Origin of the sequence: Oceanicella sp. SM1341, from assembly GCF_003448965.1 — a bacterium.
GTDB lineage: Bacteria > Pseudomonadota > Alphaproteobacteria > Rhodobacterales > Rhodobacteraceae > Paroceanicella.
In genome coordinates, this window is record NZ_QRGC01000001.1 from 53,074 (window position 1) to 69,816 (window position 16,743).

The window sequence follows — 16,743 nt, forward strand, 5'->3', positions numbered from 1 at the left end:
AGAGCATGGCCGAGGACATCGACATCGACATCACCGCGCTGCAGAAGCGCATGGACGGCGCGCTCACCTCGCTGCGCCAGGAATTCCTGTCGCTGCGCACCGGGCGGGCCTCCGCCTCGATGCTGGACCCGATCATGGTGGAGGCCTACGGCTCGTCCATGCCGATCAACCAGTGCGGCACGGTGAACGTGCCCGAGCCGCGGATGATCACCGTGAACGTCTGGGACAAGGGCATGATCGGCGCCGTCGAGAAGGCGCTGCGCAACTCGGGCCTCGGCATCAACCCGGTGGTGGACGGCCCGATCATCCGCCTGCCGATCCCCGAGCTGAACGAGGAGCGCCGCCGCGAGCTCGCCAAGCTCGCCGGCCAGTATGCCGAGCACGCCCGCGTGGCGGTGCGCAACGTGCGCCGCGACGGCATGGACCAGATCAAGAAGGCCAAGGGCGACGGCATGAGCGAGGACGATTCGAAGATCTGGTCGGACGAGATCCAGGAGCTCACCGACACCGCGATCAAGAACATCGACAAGGCCCTCGAATCCAAGCAAGAAGAAATCATGCAGGTATGAGAACCGGAGATCGGCGGCAGGGAGCGGAGTATCCAGATGCGTGACGAGGCGCGGGACCAGCGCGGAAGCATGCCGGCGCATGTTGCCATCATCATGGATGGCAACGGCCGGTGGGCCGAACGCCGCGGCATGTCCCGGCTCAACGGCCACCGCAAGGGGGCCGAGGTGGTGCGCGAGGTGGTCCGGGCCTGCCCGGAGCTCGGCCTGCGGCATCTCACGCTCTTCGCCTTCTCCACGGAGAACTGGAAGCGCCCGGCGCGCGAGGTGCTGGGGCTGATGGCGCTGTTCCGCCGCTACATCCGCGCCGAGGCCGACGAGCTCGCCTCCAAGGGCGTGCGCGTGCGCTTCATCGGCGAGCGCGGCCGGCTGCATCCCAGCCTGCAGAAGCTGATGGCGGCACTGGAGACCCGCACCGCGGGGAACGACGAGCTGGTGCTCACCATCGCGCTGAACTACGGCGGGCGCGACGAGCTGGCCCGCGCCGCCCGGGCACTGGCCCGGCGCGTGGCCGCCGGCGAGATCGAGGCCGACGCGGTGACCGGCGACAGCCTGGCCGCCGAGCTCGACACCTGCGGCCTGCCGGACCCCGACCTGGTGATCCGCACCTCCGGCGAGATGCGCATCTCCAACTTCCTGCTCTGGCAGGCCGCCTACGCGGAATACGCCTTCATCGACGCGCTCTGGCCGGATTTCGGCGCGCCGGAATTCGAACGCGTGCTGGCCGAGTTCGCCAAGCGCGAACGCCGCTTCGGTGCGGTCACGGCGTGAGCGGGACCCGTTTCGCAGATCTGCGCACCCGGACCCTCGCGGGACTGGGGCTGGGCGCCGTCGCCCTCGCGGCCATCGCGGCGGGGGACTACTGGTCGGCGGCGCTGTTCGCGCTCGCCGCCGGGGCCATGGCCTGGGAGCTGCGGCGGATGACCGGGGCAGGGCGCGGCCTCACCGAATGGGTGATGGTGGGGGCGGCCGTGCTCTCGGTCTTCGCCACCGAGGCCATGCGGCTGCGCTGGGGCATCGGTGTGCTGGGGATCGGCGCCCTGCTGCTGCTGGTCTTCGAGCGCCACAAGACCGGCTGGCAGATCTTCGGCATGGTCTACATCGGCCTGTGCATGTCGGCGGTCGACGGGCTGCGCAACGACCCGCTCTACGGGTTCGACGCGGTGCTCTGGCTGTTCCTCACCGTCATCGCCTCCGACGTGGGCGGGTATTTCGGCGGCCGGCTGGTCGGCGGGCCGAAGCTCTGGCCGCGGGTGAGCCCGAAGAAGACCTGGGCCGGCACCATCGCCGGCATGGCGCTCGCCGCCATCGTGGGGGCCTTCTTCTCGCGCTGGACCACGGGCACGCTGGTGGAGGAGGTGGCCACCGTCTCGGCCGTCACCGCCCTGATGAGCCAGGCGGGCGACATCGGCGAGAGCGCGGTGAAGCGGCATTTCCGGGTGAAGGACAGCAGCAGCCTGATCCCCGGTCACGGCGGCGTGCTCGACCGGCTGGACGGGCTGATGCTGGCGGGGCTGTTCAGCGCCCTCGTCACCTTCGCCCGCGGCACATCGCTGTTCATATGGTGACAGGCATGCATCGAAGCGTATCGATCCTCGGGGCCACCGGCTCCATCGGCTGCCAGACCGTGAAGCTGCTCGAGGCCCAGGGCGGTGCGGAGCGCTATGCCGTGCGCGCCGTCACCGGCAACGGCAACATCGCGCTGCTGGCGCAGATGGCCCGCAGCCTGCGCGCCGGGATCGCGGTGACCGCCGACCCCGCCCGGGGCGCGGAGCTGCGCGACGCGCTCGCCGGCTCCGGCATCGAGAGCGCCGCGGGGCCCGAGGCGCTGGTCGAGGCCGCCGCCCGGCCGGCGGACTGGACGATGTCGGCCATCGTGGGCGTGGCCGGGCTCGCGCCCACGCTGGCCGCGGCGGCGCGCGGCGGCACGCTGGCGCTGGCCAACAAGGAGAGCCTCGTGTGTGCCGGCGCGCTGCTGCATGCCACCGTGGCGGCCTCCGGTGCGGTGCTGATCCCGGCCGACAGCGAGCATTCGGCGATCTTCCAGGTGCTCGAGGGCGGGCGGGGCGACATCTCGCGGCTGATCCTCACCGCCTCGGGCGGCCCGTTCCGCGACTGGGACCGCGCGCGCATGGCCCGCGCCACCCCGGCCCAGGCGGTGGCGCATCCGAACTGGGAGATGGGCCGCAAGATCTCGGTCGACAGTGCGAGCATGTTCAACAAGGCGCTGGAGATGATCGAGGCGCATGAATTGTTCACGATCTCGCCGGAATGCATCGACGTGCTGGTGCATCGTCAATCCATCGTGCATTCTCTGGTGGAGTTTGCCGACGGGGCGCAGCTCGCGCAGCTCGGCGCGCCGGACATGGTCGGGCCGATCGGCTACGCGCTGAACTGGCCCGAGCGGGCGCCGCTGCCGGTGCCGCGGCTCGACCTCGCGGCCATCGGCGCGCTCACCTTCGAGGCGCCGGACCCGGAGCGGTTTCCGGCCCTGCGCCTCGCGCGCGAGGCGATGAAGGCGGGCGGGCTCACCGGTGCCGTGTTCAACGGCGCCAAGGAAACGGCCCTCGAGGCGTTTCTCGAGGGGGAGTGCGGGTTTCTCGACATGGCCGACCATGTGGAGCACGCGCTGGAACGGCTGGGCGCCTGGGGCGCGCGCGACTGCGCGACGGAAGGGCTGGAGGCGGTGCATGCCGCCGATGCCGAGGCGAGGGCGCTCACCGCCGAGAGGATCAGGCGCCGCGTGGCGTGAGGAGAGAGGAACAGAATGGAGTTCGCCGCCGAGCTTGCCGACAAGCTCTACTACCTGTGGTTCATCGTCGTCCTCGGCATCGTCGTGTTCGTGCACGAATACGGCCACTACATCGTGGGCCGCTGGTGCGGCATCCACGCCGAGGTGTTCTCCATCGGCTTCGGAAAGGAGCTGGCGGCCTGGACCGACAGCCGTGGCACGCGCTGGCGCATCGGCCTGCTGCCGCTGGGCGGCTACGTGAAGTTCCTCGGCGATGCCGACGGCACCTCCAGCGCGCCCGACGAGGCGGCCCTGGCGAAGATGGACCCGCGCACCCTGCGGCACAGTTTCCACGGTGCCGCCGTGTGGCGCCGCGCGCTCGCGGTGGCGGCGGGGCCGGTGTTCAACTTCATCCTGTCCATCGTGGTCTTCGCCGGGCTTGCCATGTGGCAGGGCCAGGCGGTGCCGGGCGCCGTCGTGGGCTCGGTCACCACCGTGGAGGGGCATGACTTCGGCCTGCGCGCGGGTGACGAGATCCTGAGCGTGAACGGCGCCGAGGTGACCGGGCTCGGCGGGCTCTACTCCACCGCCGCCGCCATGCCGGAGCCGGGGCCGATGCAGGTCACGATCCTGCGCGACGGCGCGCGCCTCACCGAGGAGATCCCCTACGTGAACCCGCCGCTGGTGGGCTGGGTGGCGCCGATGTCTGCCGCCATGGGCGCGGGCCTGCGCGAGAACGACCTCATCACCGCCATCGACGGCACGCCGATCTCCTCGTTCCGGGAGCTGCAGAGCATGGTGATGGCCTCGCAGGACAAGCCGCTGAGCGTGAGCCTGCTGCGCGACGGTGCCGCGCGCGAGGTCACGCTCACCCCGGTGATGACCGATATCGAGGACGGGCAGGGCGGCTACGTGCGCCGGCCGGTGATCGGCATCTCGAGCGGCGTGCCGGTGATGCCGGAGCTGCGCACCCCGATGCCCTGGGAAGCGGCACAGGTGGGCGTGGAGCGCACCTGGGCGGTGATCGCGGGTTCGGTGAGCGGCATCTACCACATCATCGCGGGCGACGTGAGCGCGCGAAACCTGCAGGGCCCGCTGGGCATCATGCAGGTGTCGGGTGACACCGCCCGCTCCGGGCTCGACGATCTGGTGAACCTGCTGGCGGTGATCTCCACGGCCATCGGCTTCCTCAATCTGATGCCGGTTCCGGTGCTGGACGGCGGGCATCTGGTGTTTCTGGGCTACGAGGCGGTGCGCGGGCGCCCGCCGGCCGACAGGTGGGTGGAGTATGCGTCTGGTCTCGGGCTTGCAATGGTCCTCATGCTCATGCTTTTTGCTACCTATAACGACGTCCTGCGACTCATAGGGCTGGCATGACCGGACCAGGCGCAGCGAAAATTCACGGGCAAGGGGCAAGAGGTAGGAACATGACCATGGTGAACGACCGGGTGGCGCGGCCGCGGGGAATGGTGCGCGCGCTCTGCCTTGCGACATGTGCCGGCCTGATGACATCCACCGTGCCCTTCTGGCCGGTGAACGCCCAGTCGATCCAGAGCAGCCAGCGCTTCGACAGCATCGACGTCCGCGGCAACCGCCGCATCGAGGCGGAGACCGTGCGGCTCTACTCCGGGCTCGAGGCCGGCCAGTCGCTGAGCGCCGAGGATCTCAACCTCGCCTCGCGCAAGATCTTCGCCACCGGCCTGTTCTCCGACGTGAACGTGCGCCCCGAGGGCAGTGCCGTGGTCATCGAGGTCACCGAGAACCCGACGATCAACCGCATCTCCTTCGAGGGCAACGACATCCTCGACGACGAGACGCTCAACACCATCATCAACGAGCGTCCGCGCCGCGCCTATACCCGCGGCAGCGCCGAGGCCGACGCCCAGCTCATCATCGACGCCTACCGCCAGTCCGGCCGCTACGGCGCCGAGGTGAAGCCGGTGATCATTCAGCAGCCCGACAACCGCGTCGACCTCGTGTTCGAGATCTTCGAGGGCGAGGTGACGGAGGTGGAGAGCATCACCTTCGTGGGCAACGAGCATGTCTCCGACCGCCGCCTGCGCCGCACGATCCAGACCCAGGAAGCCAACCTGCTGAGCTTCCTCTTCACCTCCGACAACTACGACCCCGACCGGCTCGAGCTCGACAAGCAGATGCTGCGCCGCTACTACCTCGAGAACGGCTTCGTGGACTTCACGGTGCTCTCGGCCGCCGCCGAGCTCTCGGTCGACCGCACGGGCTTCTACGTCACCTTCGCGGTGGACGAGGGCGAGCAGTACAGCTACGGCCCCTCCACCGTCAGCACCCAGGCCGCCGGCCTCGACGTGTCGCAGTTCGAGCCGCTGATCCAGACGCAGGAAGGCGACACCTACAACATCCGCGAGGTGGAGCGCACCGTCGACGAGATGACCTTCCTCGCCGGCCAGCAGGGCTACGCCTTCATCCAGGTGCGCCCGCAGGTGGTCAAGGACGAGGTGAACAACACCGTCTCCATCGACTACCAGCTCGTCGAGGGGCCGAAGGTCTACATCGAGCGCATCGACATCCGCGGCAACACCTCCACGCTCGACCGCGTCATCCGCCGCCAGTTCGACGTGGTGGAGGGCGACGCCTTCGACAGCCGCGCCCTGCAGCGCGCGCGCCAGAACATCTCCGACCTCGACTATTTCGAGACCGAGGAAGTGAACGTGGAGCCCGGCTCCGACGATGATCGCGCCGTGGTGGTGGTGGATGTCGAGGAGAAGCTCACCGGCTCGCTGTCCTTCGGTGTCGGCTACTCCTCGTCCGACGGGCCCATCGGCAGCTTCGTGATCGCGGAGGACAACTTCCTCGGCCGCGGCCAGCAGGTCTCCACCCAGTTCGTGATCTCGGGCGACTACCAGTCGGTCGCCTTCGACTTCTTCGAGCCCGCGCTGCTCGACCGCGACCTCGGCGCCGGCTTCAACGTCTACTACCGCCAGACCGACCGCACGGACGAGAGCTCCTACAACGAAACCAACATCGGCTTCGAGCCGCGCATCGTCTTCCCGCTGTCGGAGACCGGCGATCTCGAGGTGCGCTACCGCATCTCGCAGGACGAGATCGACCCGATCGACCGTCGCGGCACCCAGCACACCTCGGAGTTCATCAAGGCGGAGGCGGGCACGCGCCTCACCTCCTCGATCGGCTACACCTATACCTGGGACTTGCGCGACGACCCGGTGGAGACCCGCGAGGGCTGGCTGATGAAGCTCAGCCAGGATTTCGCCGGCCTGGGCGGCGACAGTTTCTACGTGAAGAACGTGGCGAGCGCGAAGGCCTTCACCAGCTTCTTCGACGGCGACCTGGTGTTCTCCGCCGAGGTCGAGGGCGGCGCGCTGATCAGCTTCTCCGACGACACCACGGTGACGGAGCGCTTCTTCCTCGGCGGCGACACGTTCCGCGGCTTCACCTACGGCGGCTTCGGCCCGCGTGACCGCGGCACCGATTTCTCCGGCGCCGGGGTGGACGACGCGCTCGGCGGCAACTTCTACGCCGTCACGCGGCTGCAGGCCTCCTTCCCGCTCGGCCTGCCGGAAGACTACGGCCTCTACGGCGGTTTCTTCACCGACATCGGCACGCTCTGGGGCCTCGACAGCACGAGCGTCACCAGTGCCAACGGCAACCAGACCCGCACGGTGGATGATTCGGCGCAGCTGCGCGCGGCCGTGGGCGTGTCCCTGTTCTGGGACAGCACCTTCGGCCCGCTGCGCTTCAACCTCGCCTATCCCGTGGTGTCGGAGGACGGCGATGACAAGGAATACTTCCGCTTCACGGCCGGCACGCGCTTCTGAGCGGGCAGGGCCGGGCCGGCGGCTCGGCGCCGCGGCCCTGCTGGCGGCGTTCCTCGCCGCCGGTGCCGTCGCCGCGCCCGCCGTGGCGCAGGACCGGCTGCCGGTGGTGATCATCTACCAGGAACAGCTGCTCGAGAAGTCCCTCGCCGGGCAGGAGTTTCGCCGCAAGGAGGAACAGCGCACGGCCGAGCTGGTGGCCGAGCGCAAGCGCATCGACGCGGAGTTCGAGGCAGAGGAAAAGCGCCTCGCCGCCCTGCGCCCGGCGGTGAGCCGAGAGGAATTCTCGCAGCTCGCCAAGGCCTTCGACCAGAAGGTGCAGGCCGCGCGCGAGGCCCAGGACCAGAAGGCGGCGGAGGTCGCGAAGGAGTTCGACGACAACCGGCGGGCTTTCTTCGAGGGGCTCCAGCCGGTGCTGGTTGAGGTGATGCAGACCTTCGGCGCGGGCGTGATGCTCGACGGCCGCTCGGTGCTGCTGGCCGATCCCGCGCTCGACGTGACCGGCGATGTCATCAGCCTGATGGACCAGCGCTTCGAGGAAGAGCAGAACAGCGGCGGCGGCCCGGCCGCCCAGCCCCGGGGCAGCGGGCCCATGGACAGCTACCCGCTGCCCGGCTTCAAGGTGATGCCACGCGACGCGCTGCCCGAGGGCGAGGGGGCGTCCGAAACCGGCCCGGTCACCGCGCCGGGCACGCCGGAAGTGCCGGGGGCCGGGCCGGTGCCCCCGCAGTGAGTGCGTATCGGGCTTGACGCGCGTCGCCGCCCCCTGTCTAACCGGCGCCGAATTCATCTCGTGAGGACAAAGACAATGGCAGGCGACGAGGACGTCACGGAACTGGGCTACGCGGATCTCGAGACCATCCAGCGGATGATTCCCCATCGCTACCCGTTCCTGCTGATCGATGCGGTGAAGGACATCAGGCGCGGCGAGAGCGCGGTGGGCGTGAAGAACGTCACCATCAACGAGCCGCATTTCCAGGGCCATTTCCCCGCCAAGCCGGTGATGCCCGGGGTGCTGATCGTCGAGGCGATGGCCCAGACCTCCGGTGTGCTGGTCGTCGACACGCTGGGCATGGCCGACCAGGGGCTGCTGGTGTATTTCATGACCCTCGACAAGGGCCGTTTCCGCAAGATCGTGGCGCCGGGCGACCAGCTCGAGCTGCACGTGAAGATCCTGCGCGGCCGCGGCAAGGTGTGGAAGTTCTGGGGCGAGGCCAAAGTGCGTGGCGAACTCGTCGCGGAAGCCGAGTATTCCGCGATGATCATCACCCCCGACGACGCACGCGCGAAAGGCTGATCCCCCGTGAGCATTCACCCCGAGGCCCGCATTCACCCCAGTTCCGTCATCGAGGACGGGGCGACGATCGGAGCCGGCTGCGTCATCGGCCCGTTCTGCACCGTGGGCGCCGATGTGCGGCTGGCCGAGCGGGTGGAGCTGGTCTCGCATGTCGCGGTGGCCGGCCATACCGAGGTCGGCACCGAGACGCGCATCTGGCCCTTCGCCTCCATCGGCCACCAGCCGCAGGACCTGAAGTACCGCGGCGAGGCCACCCGCCTCGTGATCGGCGCGCGCAACATGATCCGCGAACATGTCACCATGAACCCCGGCACCGCCGGCGGCGGCGGTGTCACCCGCATCGGCGACGGCGGGCTGTTCATGATGTCCGCCCATATCGGCCATGACTGCATGGTGGGCGACGGCGTGGTGCTGGCCAACAACGCCACGCTCGGCGGCCATGTGCAGATGGGCGACAACGTGGTGATGGGCGGGCTCTCCGCCGTGCACCAGTGGTGCCGCATCGGCCGGGGCGCGATGATCGGCGGGGTCTGCGGCGTGGTGCATGACGTGATCCCCCACGGGCTCGTGGTGGGCGACCGGGCGCGCCTGCAGGGGCTCAACCTCGTCGGGCTGAAGCGCCGCGGCGTGCCGCGCGACGAGCTGCACGCCCTGCGTGCCGCCTACAAGGAGCTGTTCGAGGGCGAGGGCCCGCTGGCCGAGCGCGCCCGGGCGGTGTCCGAGCGCTGGCCGGAAAACCCGCTGGTGGCCGAGATCGCCGGTTTCATCCTCGCGGACAGCTCGCGCTCCTTCTGCACGCCATGAGGCTCGGTATCCTCGCCGGCACCGGCGCGCTGCCCCGGCTGATCGCCGAGGAGGAGCGCCGCCAGGGCCGGCCGCCGCTGATCGTGACCTTCGAGGGCACCGAGATCGACTGGCTGGAGGGCTATGAGCATGTCCACCTGCCCTTCGAGAAGGCCGGCCGGCTGTTCCGCGCCCTGCGCGCGGGCGGCTGCGAGACGCTCACCTTCGCCGGGGCCATGCAGCGCCCGAAACTCAACCCGCTGCGCTTCGACATTCCCGCCGTGCGCATCGCCGCGAAGGTCTTCCAGCTGCTGAAATCCGGCGATGACGCCATGCTGCGCGGCTTCGCCTCGGTGCTCGAGGCCGAGGGCTTCACCGTCGCCGCCCCGCACAGCTTCCTGCAGGGCCTGCTCGCGCCCGGGGGCGTGCTCACGCAGGCGCAGCCCTCGGAGGCGGACCGTGCCGATGCCGCCCGCGCCGCCGTGCTCGCCAGCAGCCTCGGCGGGCTCGACGTGGGGCAGGGCGCGGTGGTGGCCCAGGGGCTCTGCCTCGGGCTCGAGACCCTGCAGGGCACCGATGCGCTGCTCGACTTCGTGGCCCGCACCGGCGCGGGGCTGAGGCCGGACCCCGATGGCGGCCGCGGCGTGCTCCTCAAGGCGCCCAAGCCCGGGCAGGACTGGCGTGTCGACCTGCCGGCAATCGGCGTGCAGACTGTGCGCGGTGCCCATGCCGCCGGGCTCTCCGGCGTGGTGGTGGAGGCGGGCGGCGTGCTGCTGCTGGGTCGGGACGCGGTGGTGGCCGAGGCCGACCGGCTGGGCCTGTTTCTCTGGGGCCGGCCGCGCGAGAACTGAGACGACGGGCGGGGAGGGCCTATGGCGACGCGGATCATCTACATCGTGGCGGGCGAGCCCTCGGGCGACAGGCTGGGCGCCGAGCTGATGCGCGCCCTGCGCCGTCGCTCCGCCGACGAGATCCGCTTCGAGGGTGTCGGCGGGCCTCTGATGGAGGCGGAGGGGCTGCGCTCGCTGTTCCCGATCTCCGACATCGCGGTGCTCGGCGTGTTCGAGATCCTGCCACGCCTGCGCCTGCTGCTGCGCCGCATCGACGAGACCGCCCGCGCCTGCGTGGCCAGCGGCGCCGAGGCGCTGATCACCATCGACGCGCCGGGCTTCTCGCTGCGTGTGGCGCCGAAGGTGAAGGCGGCGCGCCCGCAGATCCGCACCATCCACTACGTGGCGCCCTCGGTCTGGGCCTGGCGGCCGAACCGGGCGAAGCTGATGGCGCGGCACACCGACCACGTGCTGGCGCTGCTGCCCTTCGAGCCGCCTTACATGACCGAGGTGGGCATGGGCTGCGATTTCGTCGGCCACCCGATCGCGGAGCTGGAGCCGCCGGCGGCCGAGGCGGTGGAGGGGTTCCGCGCCGGCTTCCCCTCGCGCCCCATCCTGCTGGTGCTGCTGGGCAGCCGGCGCTCGGAGGTGGCCCGCCTGGGCCCGATCTTCGGTGAAACGGTGGCGCGGCTGGCGAAGGTGGTGCCGGGCCTGCAGGTGGTGGTGCCCGCCGCGGGATCGGTGATCGACGAGGTGGAGGCGATGGTGGCGGGCTGGCCGGTGCCGGTCACGCTGCTCGACCCCCGCGGCATGGCGCCGGGCGAGGCGGAGGCGCGCAAGTTCCTCGCCTTCGCCGGGGCCGACGCGGCGCTCGCCGCATCCGGCACGGTGGTGATGGAGCTCGCCGCCATGGGCTGCCCGATGGTGGCGGCCTACCGGCTCAACGGGCTCACCGCCTTCGTGGTGCGCCGCCTGCTGCGGGTGAAATCCGGCAACCTGGTGAACCTGCTCACCAGATCCGAGGCGGTGCCGGAATTCTACCAGGAGGCCTGCACGCCCGAGGCGCTCTCCGGGGCGCTGCTGCCGCTGTTCATGCGCGGGCCGGAGCGCGCGGCGCAGCTTGCGGCCGAGGCCGAGGCGATGCGCGCCATCGGCCGGGGCGGCGAGCCGCCCTCCGACCGCGCCGCAGCCGCCGTGCTGCGCGTGCTCGGCGCGCCCCAGGACGCGGGCTTCATCCCAGCGGTGTGACCACGGCCCCGGTGGCCGCCACCAGCGCCGCCGGTGCGACGCGGAACACCGCGTTCGGCGCGCCTGCCGCGGCCCAGACCGTGTCGAATCCCATCAGCGTGGGGTCCATGAACACCCGCGGCGCCTCCAGGTGGCCGATGGGCGAGACGCCGCCGATGGCAAAGCCGGTGCGCCGGCGCACCTCCGCGGGGTCGGCGCGGCCGAGCGCGGTGCCGCAGGCGGCGGCGGCGATCTCGGGGTCCACCCGGTTTCCGCCCGCCACCAGCAGCAGCACCAGCGTGCCGTCGGCGCCACTGAAGATCAGCGATTTCACGATCTGGTTCACCTCGCAGCCGCAGGCCGCCGCGGCCTCCGCGGCGGTGCGGGTGCTCGCCTCCATCTCGCGCAGCTCGATGTCGAGGCCCAGGCCCTCCGCCGCCGCGCGCACCCGATTCACGCTCTTGCCCATGTCTTTTCCCTCTCCCGGACATGAAAAGGGCCGGGGCATCGCCGCCCCGGCCCGGATCCTTCACGAAGCGCGTCTGGCTCAGCGCTTCTCGACGTCCACGTAGTCGCGGAAGTCGGACCCGGTGTAGAGCTGGCGCGGGCGGCCGATCTTCTGCACCGGCTCCTCGAGCATCTCCTTCCACTGCGAGATCCAGCCCACGGTCCGCGCCAGGGCGAAGATCGGGGTGAACATCGCGGTCGGGAAGCCCATCGCCTCCAGGATGATGCCGGAGTAGAAGTCGACGTTCGGGTAGAGCTTCTTCTCCTTGAAGTACTCGTCCTCCAGCGCGATGCGCTCCAGCTCCTGCGCGGTCTGCAGCAGCGGGTTGTCGGCGACGCCGAGCAGGTCGAGCACCTCTTTCGCGGTCTGCTGCATCACCTTCGCGCGGGGGTCGAAGTTCTTGTACACGCGGTGGCCGAAGCCCATGAGGCGGAAGGGATCGTTCTTGTCCTTCGCGCGGGCCACGTATTCGGGGATGCGGTCGACCGAGCCGATCTCGCGCAGCATCTCGAGGCAGGCCTGGTTCGCACCGCCATGCGCCGGGCCCCAGAGGCAGGCGACGCCGGCCGCGATGCAGGCGAACGGGTTTGCACCCGAGGAGCCGGCGAGGCGGACGGTGGAGGTGGAGGCGTTCTGCTCATGGTCGGCGTGCAGGGTGAAGATCCGGTCCATCGCGCGGCTCAGGATCGGGTTCACCTCGTAGTTCTCGGCCGGAACCGCGAAGCACATGTGCAGGAAGTTCGACGCGTAGTCGAGGTCGTTGCGCGGGTAGACCATCGGCTGGCCGACGGAATACTTGAACGCCCAGGCGACGATGGTCGGCAGCTTGGCGATCAGGCGGATGGTCGCCACTTCGCGCTGCCAGGGGTCGGAGATGTCGGTGCTGTCGTGGTAGAAGGCCGACATCGCGCCGACCACGCCGCAGACCACGGCCATCGGGTGCGCGTCGCGGCGGAAGCCCGAGTAGAAGTTCTTCATCTGCTCGTGGAGCATGGTGTGATGGGTCACACGGCTCTCGAAATCTTCCATCTGCGCCGCGGTGGGGAGCTCCCCGTAGAGCAGCAGGTAGCAGACCTCGAGGTAGTGGGACTTCTCGGCGAGCTGGTCGATCGGGTAGCCGCGGTACAGGAGCTCGCCCTTGTCGCCGTCGATGAAGGTGATGGCGGATTCGCAGGAGCCGGTCGACGTGAAGCCGGGGTCGTAGGTGAAGACGTCCATCTGGGCGTAGAGCTTGCGGATGTCGATCACATCGGGCCCGAGCGTCGGGCTCAGGATCGACAGATCCATCTCTTTGTCGCCGATCGTGAGCTTCGCGGTCTTGGCGGACTCTGTCATAAGTCGTTCCCCTGTCTGAAAGCGCCGGCGCCGGAGCGGCCGCCGGGAGCTGATGGCGTGGTGCCGCGCGGGGCGCGACACCTGAAAATTCATTCCGCGGTGGCGTCGGCCAACCGGGCCAGACTTTCCTCGCGCCCCAGTGTTACCATTACGTCAAACACAGAGGGGGACACGGTGCGCCCGGTCAGCGCCACGCGAAGCGGTTGTGCAATCTTGCCGAGCTTGATGTCCTCGGCTTCCGAGAATGCCTTGCATTCTGTCTCAAGATCATCGCGGCCCCAGCTAGCATTTTGCAAACGCTGCGTCAATCTTGACAGTATACCACGGGATTCCGGTGTCATTTGCTTCGCCGCCTTCTCGTCGGGAACGAAGGGACGGCTGCCGAGGAGATAGTGTGCCATGTCAATGAGTTCAAGGAGGGTCTTCGCCCGCTCCTTGAGCCCCGGCATCGCCTCCAGCAGCTGCGCCTGCACCGCCTCGGAGGGCGTCTCGCGGCCCTGCACGGCAAAGAGAGTGAGCAGGTGCCGCAAAAGCTCGGCATCCTCGGCCGCGCGGATGTGCTGGCCGGAGAGATTCTCCAGCTTCTTGAAGTCGAACCGCGCGGCGGACTTGCCGATCTGCGGCAGGTCGAACCACTCCACGGCCTGCTCCGTCGTGAAGAATTCATCGTCGCCATGGCTCCAGCCGAGCCGGGCGAGGTAGTTGCGCATCGCCTCCGGAAGGTAGCCCATGTCGCGGTAGGCATCGACCCCGAGCGCGCCGTGGCGCTTGGAGAGCTTCGCGCCGTCCGGCCCGTGGATGAGCGGGATATGCGCGAAGGCCGGAACCTCCCAGCCCGCGGCCTGGTAGATCAGCGTCTGCCGGGCGGAGTTGGTGAGGTGGTCGTCGCCGCGGATCACATGGGTGACGCCCATGTCATGGTCGTCGACGACCACGGCCAGCATGTAGGTGGGCACGCCGTCGGAGCGCAGCAGGATCAGGTCGTCCAGCGTCTCGTTCTTCCAGGTGACCGAGCCCTGCACCTTGTCCTCCACCGTGGTCTCGCCCTCCTGGGGGGCGCGCAGGCGGATGACATGCGGGGCGCCGGCGGGGGCGGTCGCGGGGTCGGCGTCGCGCCAGGGCGAGCGGAACAGCGGCGGGCGGCCCTCGGCCTTCGCCGCCTCGCGGAAGGCGTCGATCTCCTCCTTCGTGGACCAGCAGCGATAGGCGGTGCCGCGCGCCACCATCTCCTCGGCCACCTCGCGGTGGCGCGGGCCGCGCTCGAACTGGCTCACGGCCTCGCCGTCCCAGTCGAGCCCGAGCCAGCGCAGGCCCTCGAGAATCGCGGCCGTCGCCTCGGGCGTGGAGCGGGCGCGGTCGGTGTCCTCGATGCGCAGCAGGAAGGTGCCGCCGCAGTGGCGGGCGTAGAGCCAGTTGAACAGCGCCGTGCGCGCACCGCCGATGTGCAGGAAGCCCGTCGGCGAGGGTGCGAAGCGGGTGACGACCTTTCCGGTCTGTGCGTTCATGTTTGGTTAATCCTCGGGTCGTTCAGTTGGGGGTATATGGCCCCTTTTGGCCGGGAAGGACAAGGCCGCCGGTGGCGTTGACGATGCGTTGGCTGGAGGAGGAGCGGCCGCAATGGCCGCTCTGGCTGCCCGTGCTCTTCGGGGGCGGCAGTGCCGTCTATTTCATGCTGCCGGCCGAGCCGCCGGGCTGGGCGGTGCCGCTCGGCCTGCTGGCCTGCCTCGGGCTGCGGCTGCTGCGCCTGCCGCTCTGGCCGGTCCTCGTGCTGCTGGCGGGGTTCGGCGCGGCGCAGGTGCGCGCGCATGCGGTGGGCGCGCCGGTGATCGGCTGGTTTTCCGAGGCCACGGTGGAGGGTCGGATCATCGACGTGTCGGATTCGCGCTCCGGCCGCACCCGGCTGCTGCTCGACGACATCGTGATGCATGACTGGTCGGGCGGGCCTGCGCCCGAGCGCCTGCGGGTCACGCTGATGGAGGCGGAGGCGGGGCGGATCTTCCTGCCCGGCACGCGGGTGATGGTGCTCACCGGGCTGATGCCGCCGGGCGCGCCGGTGGAGCCGGGGGGCTTCGACTTCCGCCGCAAGGCCTGGTTCGAGCGCATCGGCGGCATCGGCCTCGCGCGCGGGCGGGTTGTGAGCGCGGGAGAGGCGCCGCCGGAGGGGCTCATGGTACGGGTGGCGCGCTGGCGCCAGCAGATCGGCGAGGGGCTGCGCCGCGCCCTGCCGGGCGAGACCGGCAGCTTCGCCGCCGCCATCCTGGTGGGCGAGCGCGACGGCATCCCCGAGGACACCCAGGCGTCGTTGCGCGCCTCGAACCTCTCGCACCTGCTGGCGATCTCGGGGCTGCACATGGGCCTGCTCACCGGCTTCGTCTTCGCGGTGCTGCGCATCGGGCTCGCGCTGGTGCCGCGGCTGTCGCTGGTCTGGCAGACCCGCAAGGTGGCGGCGATGGGCGCCATCCTGGCGGGCACCGCCTATCTCGCGCTCTCGGGCGCCGCGGTGGCCACGCAACGCTCCTACGTGATGGTGCTGGTGGTGTTCGGCGCGCTCTTGCTGGGGCGCGCGCCGATCAGCCTGCGCGGGCTGGCGCTGGCGGCGGGCATCATCCTGGTGATGCGGCCCGAGAGCGTGGTGGAGATCGGCTTCCAGATGAGTTTCGCCGCCACGCTGGCGCTTGTGGCGACCTATGACGCGCTGCGCCGGCTGGGCCGGGCGCCGATGGCGATGGGGCCGGTGGGCGTGGTCTGCGGCACGGCGCTCACCTCGCTGGTGGCAGGGCTGGCGACCGGACCCTTCGCCGCGGCGGCCTTCAACCAGGTGGCGCGCTACGGGCTGCTGGCCAATGTGCTCGCCATGCCGGTGATGGGCTTCTGGGTGATGCCGCTGGCGGTGGTGGCGGCGGTGCTCGCGCCCTTCGGGCTGGCGGGGCCGGTGCTCACCGCCATGGGCGCGGGCATCGACGTGATCCTCGCCATCGCACATTGGGTGGCCGGGCTGGAGGGTGCGCTGCGCTACGTGAGCGAGCCCGCGGCCGGCGTGATGGCGCTGATCGCGCTCGGCGGGCTGTGGCTGTCGCTCTGGCGCGGCCGGGTGCGGCTGCTGGGCGCGCCGGTGCTGCTGGCGGGCCTGGGCTGGTGGCAGGTCTCGGTCGACCGGCCGGAGCTCATCATCTCCGACTCGGGGCGCCAGGCCGGGATAACCGGGCCGGAGGGCAGGGCCATCCTCAGCGCGCGGCGCGAGAGTTTCGCCACCACCGAATGGCTGCGCTCGGATGGCGAGGCCCCGGACCCGGAGCGGGCCGCCGCCCGCCAGGGCTTCGCGCCGCTGGAGGGGGCCGGGCCGCTGGAGCCGCGCCATGTCTCGGCCGCGCGCCTCGGGCCCTGGGACATCGTGGTGGTGACCGCGCCGCGCCCCGATCCGGAGGCGGTGGCCAAGCTCTGCGCCGAGCACACGGTGCTGGTGAGTGCCGCCCTGCGCGCACCGCCCGACGGCCCCTGCCTGTTCTACAACCGCAGCCGACTGGCGCGCAGCGGGGCGGTGGCCTTCGATCTCGTGGGGGAGGAGCTGCGCCCGCGGGCGCCGGGCCAGGCGCGTCTGTGGACACGCCCGGCCGGGAGGGACGGCGACAGGGATATCGCCGACGAGTAGGAGGCCGG

General features: G+C 70.4%; 15 protein-coding genes. 12 read left to right on the forward strand and 3 right to left on the reverse strand.

Features of this window, described 5'->3' with window-relative positions; all coding sequences use genetic code 11:
• Positions 1-5: 5 nt before the first annotated feature.
• From frr to lpxB, 11 genes are all read left to right on the forward strand, one after another.
• Positions 6-569 (forward strand): ribosome recycling factor, encoded by a 564-nt coding sequence (gene frr, locus D3P35_RS00220; RefSeq protein WP_118132444.1) that lies wholly within the window; start codon positions 6-8, stop codon positions 567-569.
• Positions 570-605: 36 nt separating this feature from the next.
• Positions 606-1,337, forward strand: coding sequence for a polyprenyl diphosphate synthase (gene uppS / locus D3P35_RS00225; protein ID WP_118132445.1), 732 nt, complete (start codon positions 606-608; stop codon positions 1,335-1,337).
• A complete protein-coding gene (locus D3P35_RS00230; protein WP_157981988.1) occupies positions 1,334-2,134 on the forward strand; it encodes a phosphatidate cytidylyltransferase in 801 nt (266 codons plus the stop codon). The genes uppS and D3P35_RS00230 overlap by 4 nt, the downstream gene beginning before the upstream one ends.
• Positions 2,135-2,139: 5 nt before the next feature.
• Positions 2,140-3,318: a 1-deoxy-D-xylulose-5-phosphate reductoisomerase gene (dxr, locus tag D3P35_RS00235; protein ID WP_118132446.1), complete on the forward strand. Its 1,179-nt coding sequence runs from the start codon at positions 2,140-2,142 to the stop codon at positions 3,316-3,318.
• Between the two features lie 15 nt (positions 3,319-3,333).
• On the forward strand, positions 3,334-4,674 hold the full coding sequence (gene rseP / locus D3P35_RS00240) for an RIP metalloprotease RseP (protein WP_118132447.1): 1,341 nt from the start codon (positions 3,334-3,336) through the stop codon (positions 4,672-4,674).
• A 50-nt stretch (positions 4,675-4,724) separates the two neighbouring features.
• Entirely contained in the window at positions 4,725-7,109 is a 2,385-nt protein-coding gene (gene bamA / locus D3P35_RS00245) for an outer membrane protein assembly factor BamA (protein WP_157981989.1), read from the forward strand.
• A complete protein-coding gene (locus D3P35_RS00250) occupies positions 7,066-7,839 on the forward strand; it encodes an OmpH family outer membrane protein (RefSeq protein WP_118132449.1) in 774 nt (257 codons plus the stop codon). Before bamA ends, D3P35_RS00250 begins: the two co-directional genes overlap by 44 nt.
• A 75-nt stretch (positions 7,840-7,914) precedes the next feature.
• The gene (fabZ, locus tag D3P35_RS00255; RefSeq protein WP_118132450.1) at positions 7,915-8,403 is read left to right on the forward strand and encodes a 3-hydroxyacyl-ACP dehydratase FabZ; all 489 of its coding nucleotides are present in this window, start codon (positions 7,915-7,917) and stop codon (positions 8,401-8,403) included.
• A gap of 6 nt (positions 8,404-8,409) precedes the next feature.
• Positions 8,410-9,207, forward strand: coding sequence for an acyl-ACP--UDP-N-acetylglucosamine O-acyltransferase (lpxA, locus tag D3P35_RS00260; protein ID WP_118132451.1), 798 nt, complete (start codon positions 8,410-8,412; stop codon positions 9,205-9,207).
• A complete protein-coding gene (locus D3P35_RS00265) occupies positions 9,204-10,037 on the forward strand; it encodes an LpxI family protein (RefSeq protein ID WP_118132452.1) in 834 nt (277 codons plus the stop codon). Before lpxA ends, D3P35_RS00265 begins: the two co-directional genes overlap by 4 nt.
• A gap of 21 nt (positions 10,038-10,058) precedes the next feature.
• A complete protein-coding gene (gene lpxB, locus D3P35_RS00270; RefSeq protein ID WP_118132453.1) occupies positions 10,059-11,264 on the forward strand; it encodes a lipid-A-disaccharide synthase in 1,206 nt (401 codons plus the stop codon).
• On the opposite strand, the gene D3P35_RS00275 is transcribed toward lpxB, so the two are convergent.
• The 3 genes from D3P35_RS00275 to gltX form a co-directional block, all read right to left on the reverse strand.
• On the reverse strand, positions 11,248-11,712 hold the full coding sequence (locus D3P35_RS00275; RefSeq protein WP_118132454.1) for a YbaK/EbsC family protein: 465 nt from the start codon (positions 11,710-11,712) through the stop codon (positions 11,248-11,250). The two genes, lpxB and D3P35_RS00275, sit on opposite strands and share 17 nt — an antisense overlap.
• A 78-nt stretch (positions 11,713-11,790) precedes the next feature.
• A complete protein-coding gene (gltA, locus tag D3P35_RS00280; protein ID WP_118132455.1) occupies positions 11,791-13,086 on the reverse strand; it encodes a citrate synthase in 1,296 nt (431 codons plus the stop codon).
• 89 nt (positions 13,087-13,175) lie between these two features.
• Positions 13,176-14,591, reverse strand: a complete 1,416-nt coding sequence (gltX, locus tag D3P35_RS00285) for a glutamate--tRNA ligase (RefSeq protein WP_118132456.1) — start codon at positions 14,589-14,591, stop codon at positions 13,176-13,178.
• A gap of 71 nt (positions 14,592-14,662) precedes the next feature.
• Between gltX and D3P35_RS00290 the strand changes: the two genes are divergently transcribed.
• On the forward strand, positions 14,663-16,735 hold the full coding sequence (locus D3P35_RS00290; RefSeq protein ID WP_157981990.1) for a ComEC/Rec2 family competence protein: 2,073 nt from the start codon (positions 14,663-14,665) through the stop codon (positions 16,733-16,735).
• The last annotated feature ends 8 nt before the right edge of the window (positions 16,736-16,743 follow it).